Source organism: Vibrio alfacsensis, from assembly GCF_019670485.1.
In the GTDB taxonomy this organism is placed as follows: domain Bacteria; phylum Pseudomonadota; class Gammaproteobacteria; order Enterobacterales; family Vibrionaceae; genus Vibrio; species Vibrio alfacsensis.
In genome coordinates, this window is sequence record NZ_AP024165.1 from 1,222,899 (window position 1) to 1,238,113 (window position 15,215).

The 15,215-nt window shown below is 42.0% G+C and carries 16 protein-coding genes; 14 read left to right on the forward strand and 2 right to left on the reverse strand.

Features of this window, described 5'->3' with window-relative positions; genetic code table 11:
* Positions 1-7 precede the first annotated feature (7 nt).
* From tyrR to VA249_RS05565, 4 genes are read left to right on the forward strand one after another with little or no spacing between them, the layout of a single operon-like run.
* Entirely contained in the window at positions 8-1,552 is a 1,545-nt protein-coding gene (gene tyrR, locus VA249_RS05550) for a transcriptional regulator TyrR (RefSeq protein ID WP_221069275.1), read from the forward strand.
* 30 nt (positions 1,553-1,582) lie between these two features.
* Complete coding sequence (gene rimJ, locus VA249_RS05555; protein WP_221069277.1) at positions 1,583-2,167, forward strand: ribosomal protein S5-alanine N-acetyltransferase; 585 nt, start codon at positions 1,583-1,585, stop codon at positions 2,165-2,167.
* Positions 2,168-2,755 (forward strand): HD domain-containing protein, encoded by a 588-nt coding sequence (locus VA249_RS05560; RefSeq protein ID WP_221069279.1) that lies wholly within the window; start codon positions 2,168-2,170, stop codon positions 2,753-2,755.
* Positions 2,756-2,768: 13 nt separating this feature from the next.
* Positions 2,769-3,242: a DUF2947 domain-containing protein gene (locus VA249_RS05565; RefSeq protein ID WP_221069281.1), complete on the forward strand. Its 474-nt coding sequence runs from the start codon at positions 2,769-2,771 to the stop codon at positions 3,240-3,242.
* Between the two features lie 112 nt (positions 3,243-3,354).
* Here the strand turns inward: VA249_RS05565 and VA249_RS05570 are convergent, their stop codons facing one another.
* Positions 3,355-4,317, reverse strand: coding sequence for an integron integrase (locus VA249_RS05570; protein WP_221069290.1), 963 nt, complete (start codon positions 4,315-4,317; stop codon positions 3,355-3,357).
* 649 nt (positions 4,318-4,966) lie between these two features.
* Here VA249_RS05570 and VA249_RS05575 point away from each other — a divergent pair.
* The 7 genes from VA249_RS05575 (at position 4,967) to VA249_RS05625 (ending at position 12,402) form a co-directional block, all read left to right on the forward strand.
* Positions 4,967-5,398, forward strand: a complete 432-nt coding sequence (locus VA249_RS05575; RefSeq protein ID WP_221069292.1) for an NUDIX hydrolase — start codon at positions 4,967-4,969, stop codon at positions 5,396-5,398.
* A 1,165-nt stretch (positions 5,399-6,563) separates the two neighbouring features.
* The gene (locus VA249_RS05585; RefSeq protein WP_013571723.1) at positions 6,564-6,830 is read left to right on the forward strand and encodes a hypothetical protein; all 267 of its coding nucleotides are present in this window, start codon (positions 6,564-6,566) and stop codon (positions 6,828-6,830) included.
* Between the two features lie 163 nt (positions 6,831-6,993).
* On the forward strand, positions 6,994-7,824 hold the full coding sequence (locus tag VA249_RS05595) for a hypothetical protein (RefSeq protein ID WP_221069294.1): 831 nt from the start codon (positions 6,994-6,996) through the stop codon (positions 7,822-7,824).
* Between the two features lie 143 nt (positions 7,825-7,967).
* Entirely contained in the window at positions 7,968-8,843 is an 876-nt protein-coding gene (locus tag VA249_RS24245) for a hypothetical protein (RefSeq protein WP_195764979.1), read from the forward strand.
* A gap of 613 nt (positions 8,844-9,456) precedes the next feature.
* Positions 9,457-9,849, forward strand: a complete 393-nt coding sequence (locus VA249_RS05610; protein ID WP_108654715.1) for a hypothetical protein — start codon at positions 9,457-9,459, stop codon at positions 9,847-9,849.
* Positions 9,850-10,600: 751 nt separating this feature from the next.
* Entirely contained in the window at positions 10,601-11,104 is a 504-nt protein-coding gene (locus VA249_RS05620) for a hypothetical protein (protein WP_221069297.1), read from the forward strand.
* 524 nt (positions 11,105-11,628) lie between these two features.
* A complete protein-coding gene (locus tag VA249_RS05625) occupies positions 11,629-12,402 on the forward strand; it encodes a nuclease-related domain-containing protein (protein WP_221069300.1) in 774 nt (257 codons plus the stop codon).
* Positions 12,403-12,644: 242 nt separating this feature from the next.
* Here VA249_RS05625 and VA249_RS24300 read toward each other — a convergent pair whose 3' ends face one another.
* On the reverse strand, positions 12,645-12,911 hold the full coding sequence (locus VA249_RS24300; protein WP_420864270.1) for a hypothetical protein: 267 nt from the start codon (positions 12,909-12,911) through the stop codon (positions 12,645-12,647).
* A 246-nt stretch (positions 12,912-13,157) separates the two neighbouring features.
* Between VA249_RS24300 and VA249_RS05640 the strand changes: the two genes are divergently transcribed.
* The 3 genes from VA249_RS05640 to VA249_RS05655 all read left to right on the forward strand — a co-directional run bounded on the left by VA249_RS05640 (position 13,158) and on the right by VA249_RS05655 (position 15,206).
* A complete protein-coding gene (locus VA249_RS05640; protein ID WP_221069302.1) occupies positions 13,158-13,490 on the forward strand; it encodes a 50S ribosome-binding protein YggL in 333 nt (110 codons plus the stop codon).
* A 285-nt stretch (positions 13,491-13,775) separates the two neighbouring features.
* Positions 13,776-14,105 (forward strand): NUDIX domain-containing protein, encoded by a 330-nt coding sequence (locus VA249_RS05650; protein WP_225927116.1) that lies wholly within the window; start codon positions 13,776-13,778, stop codon positions 14,103-14,105.
* A gap of 708 nt (positions 14,106-14,813) precedes the next feature.
* Entirely contained in the window at positions 14,814-15,206 is a 393-nt protein-coding gene (locus VA249_RS05655) for a hypothetical protein (RefSeq protein WP_108654715.1), read from the forward strand.
* The last annotated feature ends 9 nt before the right edge of the window (positions 15,207-15,215 follow it).

The window sequence follows — 15,215 nt, forward strand, 5'->3', positions numbered from 1 at the left end:
ATTTTCAGTGCGTCTTGAAGTCTTTTGTGAAGATAGGCTCGGTTTAACCCGAGAATTGCTCGATATTTTAGCGTCTAAAAGCATCGATTTACGTGGCATCGAAATTGATATCAGTGGCATCATCTACCTGAATTGCCCAGATATCGATTTTGATACCTTTAGTGAATTAATGGCCGAAATCCGTCGTATTTCTGGGGTAAAAGACGTACGTAAAATCCAATTTATGCCAATGGAGCGCCATAACACGGAACTGCTTTCATTGGTGGATAACCTCCCTGATCCTGTATTCGCGATTGATCTTAAAGGCGCAGTCGATATGGCAAATATGTCGGCGCTTTCTCTCCTTGGCCAGCACAAGCAAGACGTGATAGGCACACAAATCGGCACATTATTGCCAAGCGTCCGTTTTTCTCGTTGGTCCGAGGGTGTCAATGCGCGCACACGTGAAAGCTTGGTGATAGATGGCTTAGATTACATACTTGAATTGATGCCCGTCTATATCAAGGATGAAGCACAAAACTCGACACTAGCCAGCACGCTGATGACCATTCGCTCTAGTCAACATGGTGTGCAAATTGAAGAGACACTGCCACTGCAAAACCAATTGGGCTTTGAGCATTTTGTGGGTTTGTCTAACCGCCATAAGGCGCTGATGAATCAAGCGAAAAAGTTGTCAGTTTTGGACCAACCACTCTTAATTGAGGGCGAAACGGGCACAGGCAAAGAAATGCTCGCAAAAGCGTGTCATAGCCGTTCAAGCCGAGCAAATAAGCCATTTTTGGTGCTAAGTTGTGCCTCTATGCCTGACGATGTAGCCGAAACCGAACTGTTTGGTCATGCGCCGGGTTCATTCAATCATGAGCAAGGCCATAAAGGCATCTTTGAACAAGCGAATGGCGGTACCGTATTTCTTGATGAAATCGGCGAGATGAGCTCACATTTGCAAATCAAACTGCTGCGTTTTTTACAAGATGGTAATTTCCGTCGAGTAGGCGCAGAAGATGAAATGCACGTTGATGTTCGCATTATCGCCTCTACTAAGCATAATCTTGCTGAGCTTGCCGAAGCGGGCCAGTTCCGTGAAGACTTATACTATCGTTTGAATGTGTTAACGCTTAATATTCCTCCTTTGCGTAAGCGTTCTAATGATGTGGCTCCGTTATTGGACTTATTTGTTACCAAGCACGCTCAACAACTTGGTATAGATAAACCTGAGTTGGATGAAGCTTTGGTGGATGCGCTTGCGAATTACCAATGGCCTGGCAATATGCGTCAGTTAGATAACATGGTACTGCGTGCACTCACCGAAATGGATGGCCATGTTCTGAAAGTCGAAAACTTCAATTTGCCACAACCACAAGCCATGGGCGGAAGCAGCGCGACACTTAACCTTGATGGTTCACTTGATGAGATCATGCGTGATTACGAATCGCAAATTTTAGAGCGTTTGTATCAATCATTTCCGTCAAGTCGTAAGTTAGCGAAGCGATTGAATGTCTCCCATACCTCTATCGCGAACAAACTGCGTGATTACGGTATTCGCAAAAACTAGGCCAAAATTAAATGGAAGTGATTCATCATAATGGAAGATAAAAGCTCCTCAATCGCCGTTCACAAGTTGGACGGCGACTTGCTTCTACGTACTGCTGAAATCGGCGATGCAGATATGATCTCAGAGTATTTTCAAACGAACCGAGAATACCTCAAACCTTTTGAACCCAAACGAGAAGAAGCCTTTTATTCTGTCAACGATTGGCTACAAAAGCTGATCAAACTTAATGAGTTACATCGATTGGGCCTTGGTTATTACTGCCTACTTGTGCATGCAGAATCAGGCAAAATGCTCGGTACGCTTTCTTTTAGTAACCTGACACGATTTCCTTTCTATGCGTGTAACGTTGGTTACTCGCTTGCAGAAGACGCGCAAGGAAAAGGGTACATGCGTCGCGGGTTGAAGATGGCTTGTGATTACATGTTTGAGGTGCAAAAGCTGCACCGCATTCAAGCTGGCTATATGCCCCATAACAAACGCAGTGAAGCGGTTCTAAAGCATGTTGGTTTTGAGAAAGAGGGATATGCAAAGAACTATTTGTTGATCAATGGTGAATGGCAAGACCATGTGTTGACCTCATTGACCAACACAAATTGGAAAGCAGAGGCACGATAAATGGACAGATTGGAAAAGCAGATAGCGTTGTTGATTGAATTGGACCAACTGAAAAGTGTTCTTCGCCGTACTCGTGTAAAAAGTGCTGATGGACGATTAGAGAACAGTGGTGAGCACAGTTGGCATGTCGCACTCATGGCTGTTTTGATGCAAGAACATGCAAATGCACCTGTCGATATCACTCGAGTAATGAAAATGCTGCTCATCCATGATGTCGTAGAGATCGACGCAGGCGATACCTTTGTTTATGATACAGCAGCATCAAGAGAGCAAGAAAAGAAAGAGCAAAAAGCCGCGCAGCGATTGTTTGGTATGTTACCCATTGAACAAGGTGACGAGCTGCTTGCGTTATGGAACGAATTTGAAGCGGCCCAAACAGATGATGCTAAGTATGCAAAAGCGCTGGATCGCTTAATTCCAATGTTGCTGAACTATCACAACAATGGTCAAAGTTGGATCGAGAATAACGTCACACGTGACCAAGCGTTGACGATTAATAAAAGAATTGAATTTGGCTCTGTTACCTTATGGGACAAAGCCAAGGAACTGATTGAAGAAGCCACCGAAAAAGGTTGGTTGAAGTCGTAATAAAGGAGACGGAATGTCTTATTTGCCTTTGGATGAATACCAAAGAAAATGGATTTTTACCCACCAGTCGATGCCGGTACCGGAAGACGAACTGGAGTTTATCAAGCCGATGAATCAGGCTCGTGCAGCACAGTTTTGGAAAGAAAACATCAGTGCGCAAAGTCCGGATATGGAACGCTTGAGCTCATCAGACTGGCCAATGAAAGAGTCTAATTGGACAGATGCAGTGGATTGGATGGCAGCTTGGGACGCAGACGAGCCTGAATTGCCAGAAGAAGTCACGGCATTTATTGATTGGCAAGATGATGTAACCGTCTACTTTTGTTACGAGAAGTACAATATCATCGAAACAAAGTGGTCGACGTTTAAAAAGCATTGGAAAAACTTCTTGTTTTACGATGATGGCCCAATGTTGCTTGGCCGCCGCCGTTCCCAAGCGTTGTGGTTTGACACCAAAGGCAACGTCAAACTCGGCGAACGCACTTAACAATATAACTTAATATGTATTAGTACACTTAATTAGAAGCCACGCATGATATTTTGTTGCAATCGCGCAAGAACGAGCCATGCGTGGTTTTTATTTAACTAGAAACTATTAACTAGAGACTTGAAAGGGGGCTCAATACTCCTCCTGCTCCGCGTTCAATGACATGGGTATAGATTTGTGTTGTTTTTACATCGCTGTGCCCAAGTTGCTCTTGTACGGTTCTGATATCGGCTCCTGATTCTAAAAGATGGGTAGCAAAACTGTGTCGCAGAGTGTGGCACGTGACCGTTTTTTCGATACCAGCGTCTTTCGCCGCACGTTTTACTGACCTTTGAATGGCACTTTCATTGATATGATGACGTTTAAGTTCGTCGGTTTCTTTATCAATGCTTAGTTTTGTCGATGGGAATAGAAAGTGCCAGTTGAAATCCATTTCAGCTTCTGGGTATTTTCGCCTCAATGCATCAGAAATATAGACACCAGCATATCCAGGGACATGACGGTCTTTTTTGTAATAATCTCGAACAAGATTAACCTGAGCTCTCAAAGGCTCATGTAATTCTTTTGCTAACGTCACGGTTCTATTCTTGCCGCCCTTGCCTTGCCAAACACGAATGGCACCATAGTCATAATCGATATCCTGAATTCTAAGTCGCAAGCATTCCATTACCCTTAGGCCAGAACCATAAAGAAGCTGAGTATGAAGTTTATATCTTGGATCGATATGCAGGACAAAGCGGCGCATTTCTTCTCTGGTTAATACTACTGGGAGTTTTTTCTCAGTCAGGGACTTTTGAAAGCGCATGTCTAATGACAGAGGCATTCGAAAATACTCACGATACAGAAATGAAATAGCGTTAAGTGCGAGGGCCTGAGTTTTCACCGCGACTTTTTCATCTATTGCTAAGTGACTTAGAAAGCGTTCTACATCGTCTTCCGCTAATTTGGATGGATGAGCCAACTGGTGGAAGACGATAAATCGTTTGATCCAGAATAGATAACTTTCAATCGTTTTCTTTGCATAGTGCCGCGCGATCATGTGTTCTTTTACGCTAAGTAAAAACTGACTTTTCATAACTCAATTTACCTGGTTTTTTATACAGTTCTATTAATTTAGCGTTCAAACTGTAATTAGGCTTTATTCCGCCGTCTAATTGCGTGCTTGAGCACGCAGTTTCATACTATTTTTCTATTTGTTTCATGGATATAAGTGTTAGCATCCATTTTTCTTTCTAGGTGAATGACGGCGGTAGCCTGCGTGAAACCCGGCATATAGCCGTATAGAAAGCGTTATTTCCGCAACGGATCTCTCAGGCTGAATGTACGTGGTTGTAGCCTAAGAGTGAAAGTGGCGGGGTAATAGGGTGGAAAAGCGGCGAAAAGGGCGAATATTGGTCATTTCCATGCTAGCCTTAAAGCGCTTTAAGCGCACCTTAATATGGCGCAGCAATTAAAGAGTGACGCTAAAGCGATTTAAGGTAGTGAGCTGCCAAATACTTCGGCTTCGATTTTTGCCTGCATACCGAAAATTTCTCGTCATATCAAAAGATTAGGCGTAAACATAGCCGACTTTAGTTGCGGAATAACAAGACGTTCAAGGCGATTCGAAACGCATTGGGGTTTTAGTGCCCAAATAGGCACGGATTTATCAGAGTTTATTTTAGGTTAGGGTGGATCTGCGTCTCTCACACCTTAACTGCGCGTTATATGCACGGGAGAGTTCAGTGGAAGAAAGAATCCGAAAAAGGGAAGTCAAAGTCTGTCCTGTAGTGCTCAGAAAATCAGGAAATTATCGTGAACTACTGTTGTTTGAACATCCATTAGCTGATGTTCAACTGGTTAAAGGCACACTAGAGCAGTCGGATATTTCTATCGAAAGTGCCGCCTTGAGAGAATTGGAAGAAGAATCAGGACTATCCTGTGTATCGAGCACACACTATCTTGGCAGCTGGGAAAGCGGTTATCAAAATCATTTGTGGCATTTTGTGCTTTGCGAAATAGACCACGAACTACCGCATAATTGGAGTTTCTTTACTCAAGATGACGGTGGGCATGAGTTCAGTTTCTTCTGGCATAATATAGGAAGTAAGCCCGATTTTAAGTGTCATAAAGTATTCACTGACGCCATTAAACAAGTCGAAATTCTGTGCATATAACAAAGCGTTTAAGACGGATTCGCAACGCTTGGCATTTTTGGTTTGATTCAGTTTTAGTGTTTACGGCACAATGGTTTAGGTTTTGTGGTAGCGTTGCTCACCACTTAACGCGGCGTTATTTCCGCAACGGATCTCTCAGGCTGAATGTACGTGGTTGTAGCCTAAGAGTGAAAGTGGCGGGGTAATAGGGTGGAAAAGCGGCGAAAAGGGCGAATATTGGTCATTTCCATGCTAGCCTTAAAGCGCTTTAAGCGCACCTTAATATGGCGCAGCAATTAAAGAGTGACGCTAAAGCGATTTAAGGTAGTGAGCTGCCAAATACTTCGGCTTCGATTTTTGCCTGCATACCGAAAATTTCTCGTCATATCAAAAGATTAGGCGTAAACATAGCCGACTTTAGTTGCGGAATAACAAGACGTTCAAGCCGATTCGAAACGCATTGGGGTTTTAGTGCCCAAATAGGCACGGCTTTATCAGAGTTTATTTTAGGTTAGGGTGGATCTGCGTCTCTCACACCTTAACTGCGCGTTATGCTTTTTCTCAAACTTGTAAGTATGGGCACTTTACGGATTCAACAAATATCACCTTGTATCTGCACTAGTATCTTTACGAGAAATGAGGGGTTTATCCATTAATTGACTCTAACCTCTCTGAAAACCATCGCTGCCCAACAAAAATTGCGTTCTGTCTTATCTAATTTATCAGCGGTTTGATAGAGTTATGATTCGATGTGTAAGGAGGGTTTTAGATGGGAACTATAATAGGCTTGGTCATTTTAGCAGCGATAGATTGGTATCTTGTCCGTAAAACAGGACTTCATATCCATCAACTCATTTCCCAAAAGTATGCCGAGCATTCGCGTAGTAAAGAGCATCATAAATAAGACCTCTTTAGGCATAGTCCAACTGTATGCAGCGTTGGAATTTCACTGTGCCTACTGATAGAACAAGCATAACAAACTGTTCAAGAGGGATTCGCAACGCGTGGCATTTTCACAATGCGTTGGTTTTAGTGTTTAAGGTGGTTTGCTGCGGCTTTGGTATTGCGTTGCTCACCCCTTAACAGGGCGTTAGGCGCTTGGTTTAAAACGTAAGATCAAGCTCTTGGAAGTTGTGTCTTAAATCATTGATAATGTGTCCAAACTATCTAGTAACTGAGTTTGTATATGGAAACCTCAAAAGAAGAACTTCTAGCCTTATTAACGAAAGAGTGCGAATTGTACTCGTCTATTCCTGCAATTGAGCAACAGCAAAAGCGGGATAAAAAGTGCTTTATAAATGGTTTGATGACGGCTTGCCGAGTGGTCGGTATCAGTTTTGAAGAACTGAACGCGATAATAGAATTGATGCCTCAACAGCCAAAGTTCAAAGATATAGATGAGCAGCTATCTATCCCTACATATGTACGGAACAACGTTGAGATTCAGTTATAAAACGTGGCTACGCGCCTAACAAACTGTTCAAGAGGGATTCGCAACGCGTGGCATTTTCACTATGCGTTGGTTTTAGTGATTAAGGTGGTGTGCGGTGGCTTCGGTATTGCGTCGCTCACCCCTTAACAGGGCGTTATATTGACTACTGGTAATTGGAGAGCTAATGAAAAAGTATGTGGTTTTAATTTCGTTCGTTGTCACAATAGCTTTGTTTTATTTCAATCGGCCAGATCGCACCGAATTGGATGAGAGTGAGCTGTTCTTGCCCGTCTGTTCAATGGAAGCCCCCCTAGTCACAAAGGTTTCATACTTTGTTGACTCATCAATACAAGAGTCTTATACAAAATCTATAGCTGAACAGCAAATTAGGCAATCAAACAAGATATTATCGAACTCATGTTTGCCTTTAAGCAGAGAACTTGCTTCGTTTAGGTATGTTGATCTAGCACTTTCGGGCGAGGAGTACTTTGATGAAATTCATAGCCAAGGCAGTATGGCTGTGGGACGTGATGTGATACAACCGTTACGTGATAGTCATTTGGATTTCTATGTGTTTGTTGTACCCAATCGCCACCTAATTTTCAAGGACGGTACTATGGGCGCTACTGACTGGGAATTAAGTGATAGCTATATTCTGCTTGCTGACGATGCTTCTACTGATGTATTAGAACATGAGTTCGGGCATCTTATGTGGGCTAATCACTCAGAAACCTTTCTTTTTTCCCTTCTTCAAGGGGAACTAGAAAGGTCAACTAGACCAGAGAACCGGCATTTAATAAAGCCATATGCACGAGCGTATAAATGCTCAAATGCGGGAACAGTAATGAGCTATGAAAAAATTAAGTTGCCAATATACTCTAGTCCGACTATCAAATATCGCTCAGAAGTATGTGGCAATGAACTAAACGCGGACAACCGGAAAAGGGTACTGGAGTACATTGATACACTTAGGGAGCTCGTTCAATATAACAAACAATTTAAGAGTGATTCCTAACGCTTGGGGTTTTTGGTTCTAAATCTGAGTACAGTGTTTACGGTGGTATGGTTGAGTTTCGTGGTAGCGTTACTCACACCTTAATTGGGCGTTAGGGGCTTTTCGATGTGGCAAGTTTGTCAAAAAGTAATAGGAGTTCTACGTTGGTAGAAAAAATTGGGCATATTAAGAATCCGCTCACAGTAATTGCTATGTTTGCAGCTATTGCAGAAATAAGTGGAACGACAGTTTTACCGTTCATTGAACCTGAAAACCAGAGTGTTTACATTTGGTTCTTAATGTTTTTTCCCATATTTTTGGTCGGTGCTTTTTTCTTAACTTTGAACTTCAACCACCGAGTTCTCTACGCGCCATCAGATTATAAAGATGAGAAACACTTCATTAATCCTTATGGTAAAGCGTCACCAGAAGAGCAGGGCAGAAAGTTACAAGAAGAGATTGAAGAAATTGAAGCTGAAGATGCTTCAGGTAACGCGTCTTCTACGACTGATGCAAATGACAAGGAGCAGCAAGCCCATCAATCCGAAGAGAGTGTCATTGAATTGAGAACTGCAACTCATCGTCAATTGATGGCAGATGTCACATTTGCTGAAAAACTTGCAGTAAATAAAATGTCTAAGGACTTGTCTATTAACTTTAAGACCGACGTTAGGTTCGACCTTCCTAATTTGCGTAGTGCAGCGGTATATGATGCTGTAGGCATTACTGAAACTGAAGTGCATGCGGTAGAAGTTAAGTTGTTCAGAAGTCGAAATGTAGATCCGTCAAGGTTAGCTAGGGTGTTAGAACAATCAGAACTGGTATCACAGCATTTCCAAGGTTTTGATCCTAAGGAGTTTACCCTGCATATTTTTGCTGTTATGGATACTCCCAACTTTGAGCTAGGGTTGCTTGAACATACTTTGCGTAACTTTATCAATCGTTACAATGTTAAAGTTAAACTTCATGTCACGACGCTGAATGAACTGCAAAATGAATATCAGTACGCCCCTAACAAAGCGTTTAAGAGTGATTCGTAACGCGTGGCATTTTTACTATGCGTAAGTTTTCGTGTTTAAGGTGGTATGCGGAAGCTTCGGTATTGCGTTACTCACACCTTAACGCGGCGTTATGTGCTTTCTCGAAAAAATGGTTAGTTATCATTAGGTTCCATGTCATAATATAAATGTAAGTAGAGTAAAGCCGAAACATTAAATGTCCCTTTGCGGTGGTTCCCTTAGGCTGATGATGGCAACCTTCATTTACTTACAACCTGAACAAATGGGCTTTTGGGCTTCATTTTTGTTGGCAGAACTTGCTGGTTTTCTCTCGTCTCAAACTAAAGGAGGAGTGCTTATGGTAGTAGAAATCTTTAAACACGTATCGAACTTTGTTCAACATGCAACTCTAAAGGTTCTATCATCGGCGGGACTCAACCGCGGTTTTAGGTTCAACCTACTGATGAGCCGGTGAAATTCCGGCGAAAACCAATTCGAGTGAGATCTTGACCACGCACATAACAAACTGTTCAAGAGGGATTCACAACGCGTGGCATTTTTACTATGCGTTGGTTTTAGTGATTAAGGTGGTTTGCAGAGGCATCGGTATTGCGTTGCTCACCCCTTAACAGGGCGTTAGCTGGTAGGAGGTTATATGGAAATTAATACCGACTTTGAGAAGATGAACTTTCATGATGTATCTATCAAAGATGTCTCCAGAACTGACTCCAAGATTGTCATCGCTCTCAGTGGTATTTTCATCAGCAAAGAGCACCCAAGTTCAAATGGAAGCGATCTAATTGTTCAAAATGGGGTGATGACTCTATACAACGTATCCAATGAAAAAAGTCTCACCTGGTTAAATAGTGTTGCACCTATCAGCCACGAAACGCCAGAGTACCCAATTGATGAAATCATGAATGCGAAGTTTGATGGAAGCACATTCCACTTTGATGGCTTTAAGGAAACGATGCCTTGGCATGAGTGGTTTATTCAGGCAACAAGTTTCAATTTGGTCGTCTCCGATGTTGTGGAGACAACCAGCTAACAAATTGTTCAAGAGTGATTCGGCACGCGTGGCATTTTTACTGTGCGTTAGTTTTAGTGGTTAAGGTGGTATGCGGGAGCTTCGGTATTGCGTGCCTCACACCTTAACAAGGCGTTAGTACGGGTTTGACATCAAAGGTCATAAGTTTTGGTGTTTATCTGTTTTGGTGTTCGTGTTTACACTCTTCAGTTAGTGCCTTTCACGTTCTTTCCGGTGGCACTATATGCGGAGTGTTCGCTTGGATTTTACCGTTTACGGCTTCTAACTCTTAGCCTATTTCTTTGGCGCTTCTTCATTTTCGTGGTTGCTTTTGAGAGAACCTTGATTACTTTTGGTGTGGTTTTTGAAGTACTAGGAAAGAATCCTTTTCTAATTTGAAGCAAGTGAAAGTAGGGCAGTTCAGTGCGTTTTTCTTCTAGCCAACTTTCGTCTTTCATCTGGGGTAAAGTTTTGTAGCTGCCCGTCTCACTTCAGTGTTCAAAGCCTTTCATATCATGCCACTTTTCAATATCTTGGAGCGCATAAATAGAAGTAGCGCATGTACTAACAAATTGCTTAAGAGTGATTCGTAACGCGTGGCATTTCTACTTTGCGGTGGCTTATGGTGATTAAGGCGCTGTGCGGTAGCTTTTGTATTGCGTTACTCACACCTTAGCAAGGCGTTAGCTTAAATCCGTCTAATTCGCCAATATGCTACTGAGTTTGTATTGGCTATAATACGTGGATAATGTTGAAACCTAAGGTCAAACGTATGAAAAAAATTCTACTTTTTTTGTTTACTTTATCCGCCAGTTTTTCGGTGTTAGCTGCTGAGACTATTCATAAAGATTGGGTTATTAATACTGATAGTAACGATTACTATTACGCCGCAACTATTAATAAAAGTGGTCATGTTTTTGGGAAGTATTGTTATTTTGAAGATCAGCAGTGCCTATTTTTAATTGGTGTTGATATAACTTGTACAAAAGGTAATAAGTATCCAGTGTTAGTAAATGCCGAATCAGGGTCTCTAAATCTTAATCTCGTTTGCGGAGATCAGGTAGGCAATCAGAATGTGTTGATCTTTGATAACTTCGATCAGGTTGAGAGAACCGCTAAAGAAAGTAGTCAATTTGGGATCGCTATTCCAATGGAAAGTGGGCACTTTAAAGTATCTCGCTTTAGTCTATCTGGCTCTGCTTACAGTTTAGATACAATGACGAATGAGGCAGAGAAGCGAGTATCGTCATCAAATGTGGATAGTGAGTTACTTTAAGCTAACAAAGCATTTAAGAGTGATTCGCAACGCTTGGCATTTTCGCTTCGCTCAAGTATAGCCAAGTGCTGCTCACACCTTAATGCGGCGTTATTTCCGCAACGGATCTCTCAGGCTGAATGTACGTGGTTGTAGCCTAAGAGTGAAAGTGGCGGGGTAATAGGGTGGAAAAGCGGCGAAAAGGGCGAATATTGGTCATTTCCATGCTAGCCTTAAAGCGCTTTAAGCGCACCTTAATATGGCGCAGCAATTAAAGAGTGACGCTAAAGCGATTTAAGGTAGTGAGCTGCCAAATACTTCGGCTTCGATTTTTGCCTGCATACCGAAAATTTCTCGTCATATCAAAAGATTAGGCGTAAACATAGCCGACTTTAGTTGCGGAATAACAAGACGTTCAAGGCGATTCGAAACGCATTGGGGTTTTAGTGCCCAAATAGGCACGGATTTATCAGAGTTTATTTTAGGTTAGGGTGGATCTGCGTCTCTCACACCTTAACTGCGCGTTAGTTGAATAGGGAAAATCCGTGAATATTTTTGAAGCATTTCTTAATGTGTTTGCGCAAGTCTGGTATCTAGTGCCTTTATTGCTCATTGTTAGCGTTTTCAAAAGTAGGTGGCTAAAAGGTGTATTCGGTGAGTTTCTCGTGAACCGTCTTTTGTCCAAATTACCGGAGTCTGATTACACGCTAATAAAAGACGTAACGTTGCCGACTAGCGATGGTACAACTCAAGTCGACCATATTGTGGTTTCTAAATATGGCATCTTTGTCGTTGAAACTAAGAATATGAAAGGTTGGATATTTGGCTCGGCTCGCCAGAAACAGTGGACACAAAAGATTTACCGTCATTCCTCTAAATTTCAAAACCCACTGCATCAGAATTACAAGCACATAAAAGCTCTGGAAACTTTGTTAGGTTGCAGTGAAGAGCACTTGCATTCAGTTATTGTTTTCATCGGCGACAGCACCTTTAAAACCGAAATGCCTCCAAACGTTACCTATGCTCGAGGAAGTATTCGATACATTCAGCAATTTAACGAGGTAGTGTTCTCTGACAAGGATTATGCTTGGTTAACTGAGTCTATAAACCAGATAAAGTTAAAGCGCGGAGTTATTACGGATTTAAAGCATCGTAAACATGTCAAAGAAGTTGTCACATCCAAAGCTAGCTCAAATCAGTGCCCCCGTTGCGGCTCTGAAATGGTGTTGCGTGAAACCAAGCGTGGTGAAAATATAGGTAAACAGTTTTGGGGTTGTTCAACTTTTCCCAAGTGTAGAGCGGTGAAACAATTCAACTAACAAACTGTTTAAGAGTGATTCGCAACGCGTGGCATTTTTACTATGCGTTGTTTTTGGTGTTTAAGGTGGTATGCGGTAGCTTCGGTATTGCGTTGCTCACACCTTAACAGGGCGTTAGTCGCCAGAAAAAGCTAGCAATCAAAATCATGTCTCTGAGCTTAAAATTTAGCAGTTGTTTGCTTGGTACACCGATTAATCGTCGATCATCAGAGCTTAGTTCTAACTGTTTTAAGTCCAAAGTTTTATACCTGTCCTAGCGGTTGCTTTGTTCTTTGGTGCTTACAGAGTAAGGCAATCGAGAGTCTGTTTTTGGTTGCAACTCCGGTCGGTGAGTTTGTCGTTACAAAAGCCGATTTACTCGCTGAAATGACGTTTTCTCTGGTGTTGTAAATTCCACTTGGTTTCAGTGACTTTGTTGAAAGTCCGCACTGTGAGATTAGCTTTCCAAAGGGCCTTTTTGGGGTTGTCAGTTCGTTTTCTGCGGCGTTGTTTGTTCCAAGTGGTTTCATTGAGTAGCCGCTTTGAAACTACGCCTGACTTAAGTGCATCAAAGCACATAAAGTTTGTTGTTCGCAAAGTTTAGTTTGGCTTAAAATTGTCGCTCGGTGCCTCGCGACTAACAAACTGCTCAAGAGGGATTCGCAACGCGTGGCATTTTTACTATGCGTTGAATTTAGTGATTAAGGTGGTTTGCGGCGGCTTTTGTATTGCGCTGCTCACCCCTTAGCAGGGCGTTATATGATATGGGTAGAAATATGAAGAATCAAAAAAGTAAACGTGTAAGAAAAAAGTTATTTTTAGATGAGTTTGCCAAATTCGGCGTTCAAGTTAAGTTTCAGTTTGATTATGAGGATGCTCAAGATAGTGAACTGTTTTTTGATGATTTTTTTACATTTCTTGGGGATCAAGATTTAACATTTTACGGTGGTCATTCAAAAAATGACTTCAGTGCAGTTGTTCTTTCCCAAGGTCGCTATACATCGATAACAGACAAAGAGCGTACGGAAATAGAGAATTGGTTAAATACACATAAATTGTGTTCAGATGTAGTTGTTAGTGAAGTTGTTGACCTCAAAAATATCATATAACAAATTGTTCAAGAGTGATTCGGCACGCGTGGCATTTTTACCATGCATTGGCTTTAGTGGTTAAGGTGTTATGCGAAAGCATAGGTATTGCGTGCCTCACACCTTAACAAGGCGTTATGCCACTTTTACTTTACTTCTCATGGATGAGGATAGAATTAGATGCAATATGGGATTCAGCATCACATAGAAGTTACGGCAAAAGCTGCTGGAGCTGTGATTTTCAATCAGCACAATGAAGTGTTATTGGTTCAAGAGCTAACCGGCTAAAAGAAAGGTCTATGGCATATACCGTCAGGAAGCGTTGAATCTACAGAGTTTCCTCAAGAGGCAGCGGTCAGGGAAATTGCAGAAGAAACGGGTTTAGAAGTTGCTTTAGAGAACTACTTAAATACCTATGCAGGACGTTTTGATGATGGTGAATTAGTATTACGTCATGTCTGGGTTACAGAAGTTAAAGACCAAGTCATATTGCCGAAATTCAACCATGAAATAGGTCGTGCAAAGTTCTTCTCGTTAGCTGAAGTGCGGGATTTGTATGCTCAATCGAAGTTGCGGATGCACCATACATTTTTAATGATCAATGATGCTTATACACAGCGGGAAAAATTGGCATAACAAACTGTTCAAGAGGGATTCGCAACGCGTGGCATTTTCACTATGCGTTGGTTTAAGTGATTAAGGTGGTGTGCGGCGGCTTCAGTATTGCGTTGCTCACCCCTTAACAGGGCGTTATATGCCAGTGTGCAGTAGCGCACTTTTGGACTTCTACTTTATTGTTTTTCTTGTATAATACGCATCCCCTTAGAGTGTGCTTAGGCTGATTGGGGAGATGGGTCAAGGTTCGATTCCTTGGACGTTTGTTGGCTCCGTAGCTCTTTTTTTTGTGCTTTTACGTTACCTTAGTATCCAGATGGCTTCAATTTCCACTGCAGACAAAAATCAGGGGGTTCCTATGGGACAGACACTTTTAGCTCGTACTCGTATTTTCTTTAGTTCATTGTTTGAAACAACGTGGGCTACTGGAGTCGGCTTCGTCGCTGGCCACCTATCAACCTAAGCACACTTTTTCCTTTTCAGTGAGTAGAAAACATTTACTTCTTTAAATGTATCACCTTGCTTTCTTGGGCATTTTCAAATTGTCTCCATGCAAATTACTCAATAGTCGAGCTATCTTCGAGTTGGCATATAACAAAGCGTTTAAGACGGATTCCCAACGCTTGGCATTTTCGGTTTGATTCGGCTTTAGTGTTTACGGCACAATGGTTTAGGTAAGGTGGTAGCGTTGCTCACCACTTAACGCGGCGTTAGCTGGTAGGAGGTTATATGGAAATTAATACCGACTTTGAGAAGATGAACTTTCATGATGTATCTATCAAAGATGTCTCCAGAACTGACTCCAAGATTGTCATCGCTCTCAGTGGTATTTTCATCAGCAAAGAGCACCCAAGTTCAAATGGAAGCGATCTAATTGTTCAAAATGGGGTGATGACTCTATACAACGTATCCAATGAAAAAAGTCTCACCTGGTTAAATAGTGTTGCACCTATCAGCCACGAAACGCCAGAGTACCCAATTGATGAAATCATGAATGCGAAGTTTGATGGAAGCACATTCCACTTTGATGGCTTTAAGGAAACGATGCCTTGGCATGAGTGGTTTATTCAGGCAACAAGTTTCAATTTGGTCGTCTCCGATGTTGTGGAGACAACCAGCTAACAAATTGTT

Bases quoted from the DNA above. Each gene is read 5' to 3' on its own strand.
- rimJ (WP_221069277.1), top strand. From the start codon at position 1,583: ATGGAAGATAAAAGCTCCTCAATCGCCGTTCACAAGTTGGACGGCGAC.
- VA249_RS05560 (WP_221069279.1), top strand. From the start codon at position 2,168: ATGGACAGATTGGAAAAGCAGATAGCGTTGTTGATTGAATTGGACCAA.
- VA249_RS05565 (WP_221069281.1), top strand. From the start codon at position 2,769: ATGTCTTATTTGCCTTTGGATGAATACCAAAGAAAATGGATTTTTACC.
- VA249_RS05570 (WP_221069290.1), bottom strand. From the start codon at position 4,317: ATGAAAAGTCAGTTTTTACTTAGCGTAAAAGAACACATGATCGCGCGG.
- VA249_RS05585 (WP_013571723.1), top strand. From the start codon at position 6,564: ATGGAAACCTCAAAAGAAGAACTTCTAGCCTTATTAACGAAAGAGTGC.
- VA249_RS05595 (WP_221069294.1), top strand. From the start codon at position 6,994: ATGAAAAAGTATGTGGTTTTAATTTCGTTCGTTGTCACAATAGCTTTG.
- VA249_RS05610 (WP_108654715.1), top strand. From the start codon at position 9,457: ATGGAAATTAATACCGACTTTGAGAAGATGAACTTTCATGATGTATCT.
- VA249_RS05620 (WP_221069297.1), top strand. From the start codon at position 10,601: ATGAAAAAAATTCTACTTTTTTTGTTTACTTTATCCGCCAGTTTTTCG.
- VA249_RS24300 (WP_420864270.1), bottom strand. From the start codon at position 12,911: ATGAAACCACTTGGAACAAACAACGCCGCAGAAAACGAACTGACAACC.
- VA249_RS05640 (WP_221069302.1), top strand. From the start codon at position 13,158: ATGAAGAATCAAAAAAGTAAACGTGTAAGAAAAAAGTTATTTTTAGAT.
- VA249_RS05655 (WP_108654715.1), top strand. From the start codon at position 14,814: ATGGAAATTAATACCGACTTTGAGAAGATGAACTTTCATGATGTATCT.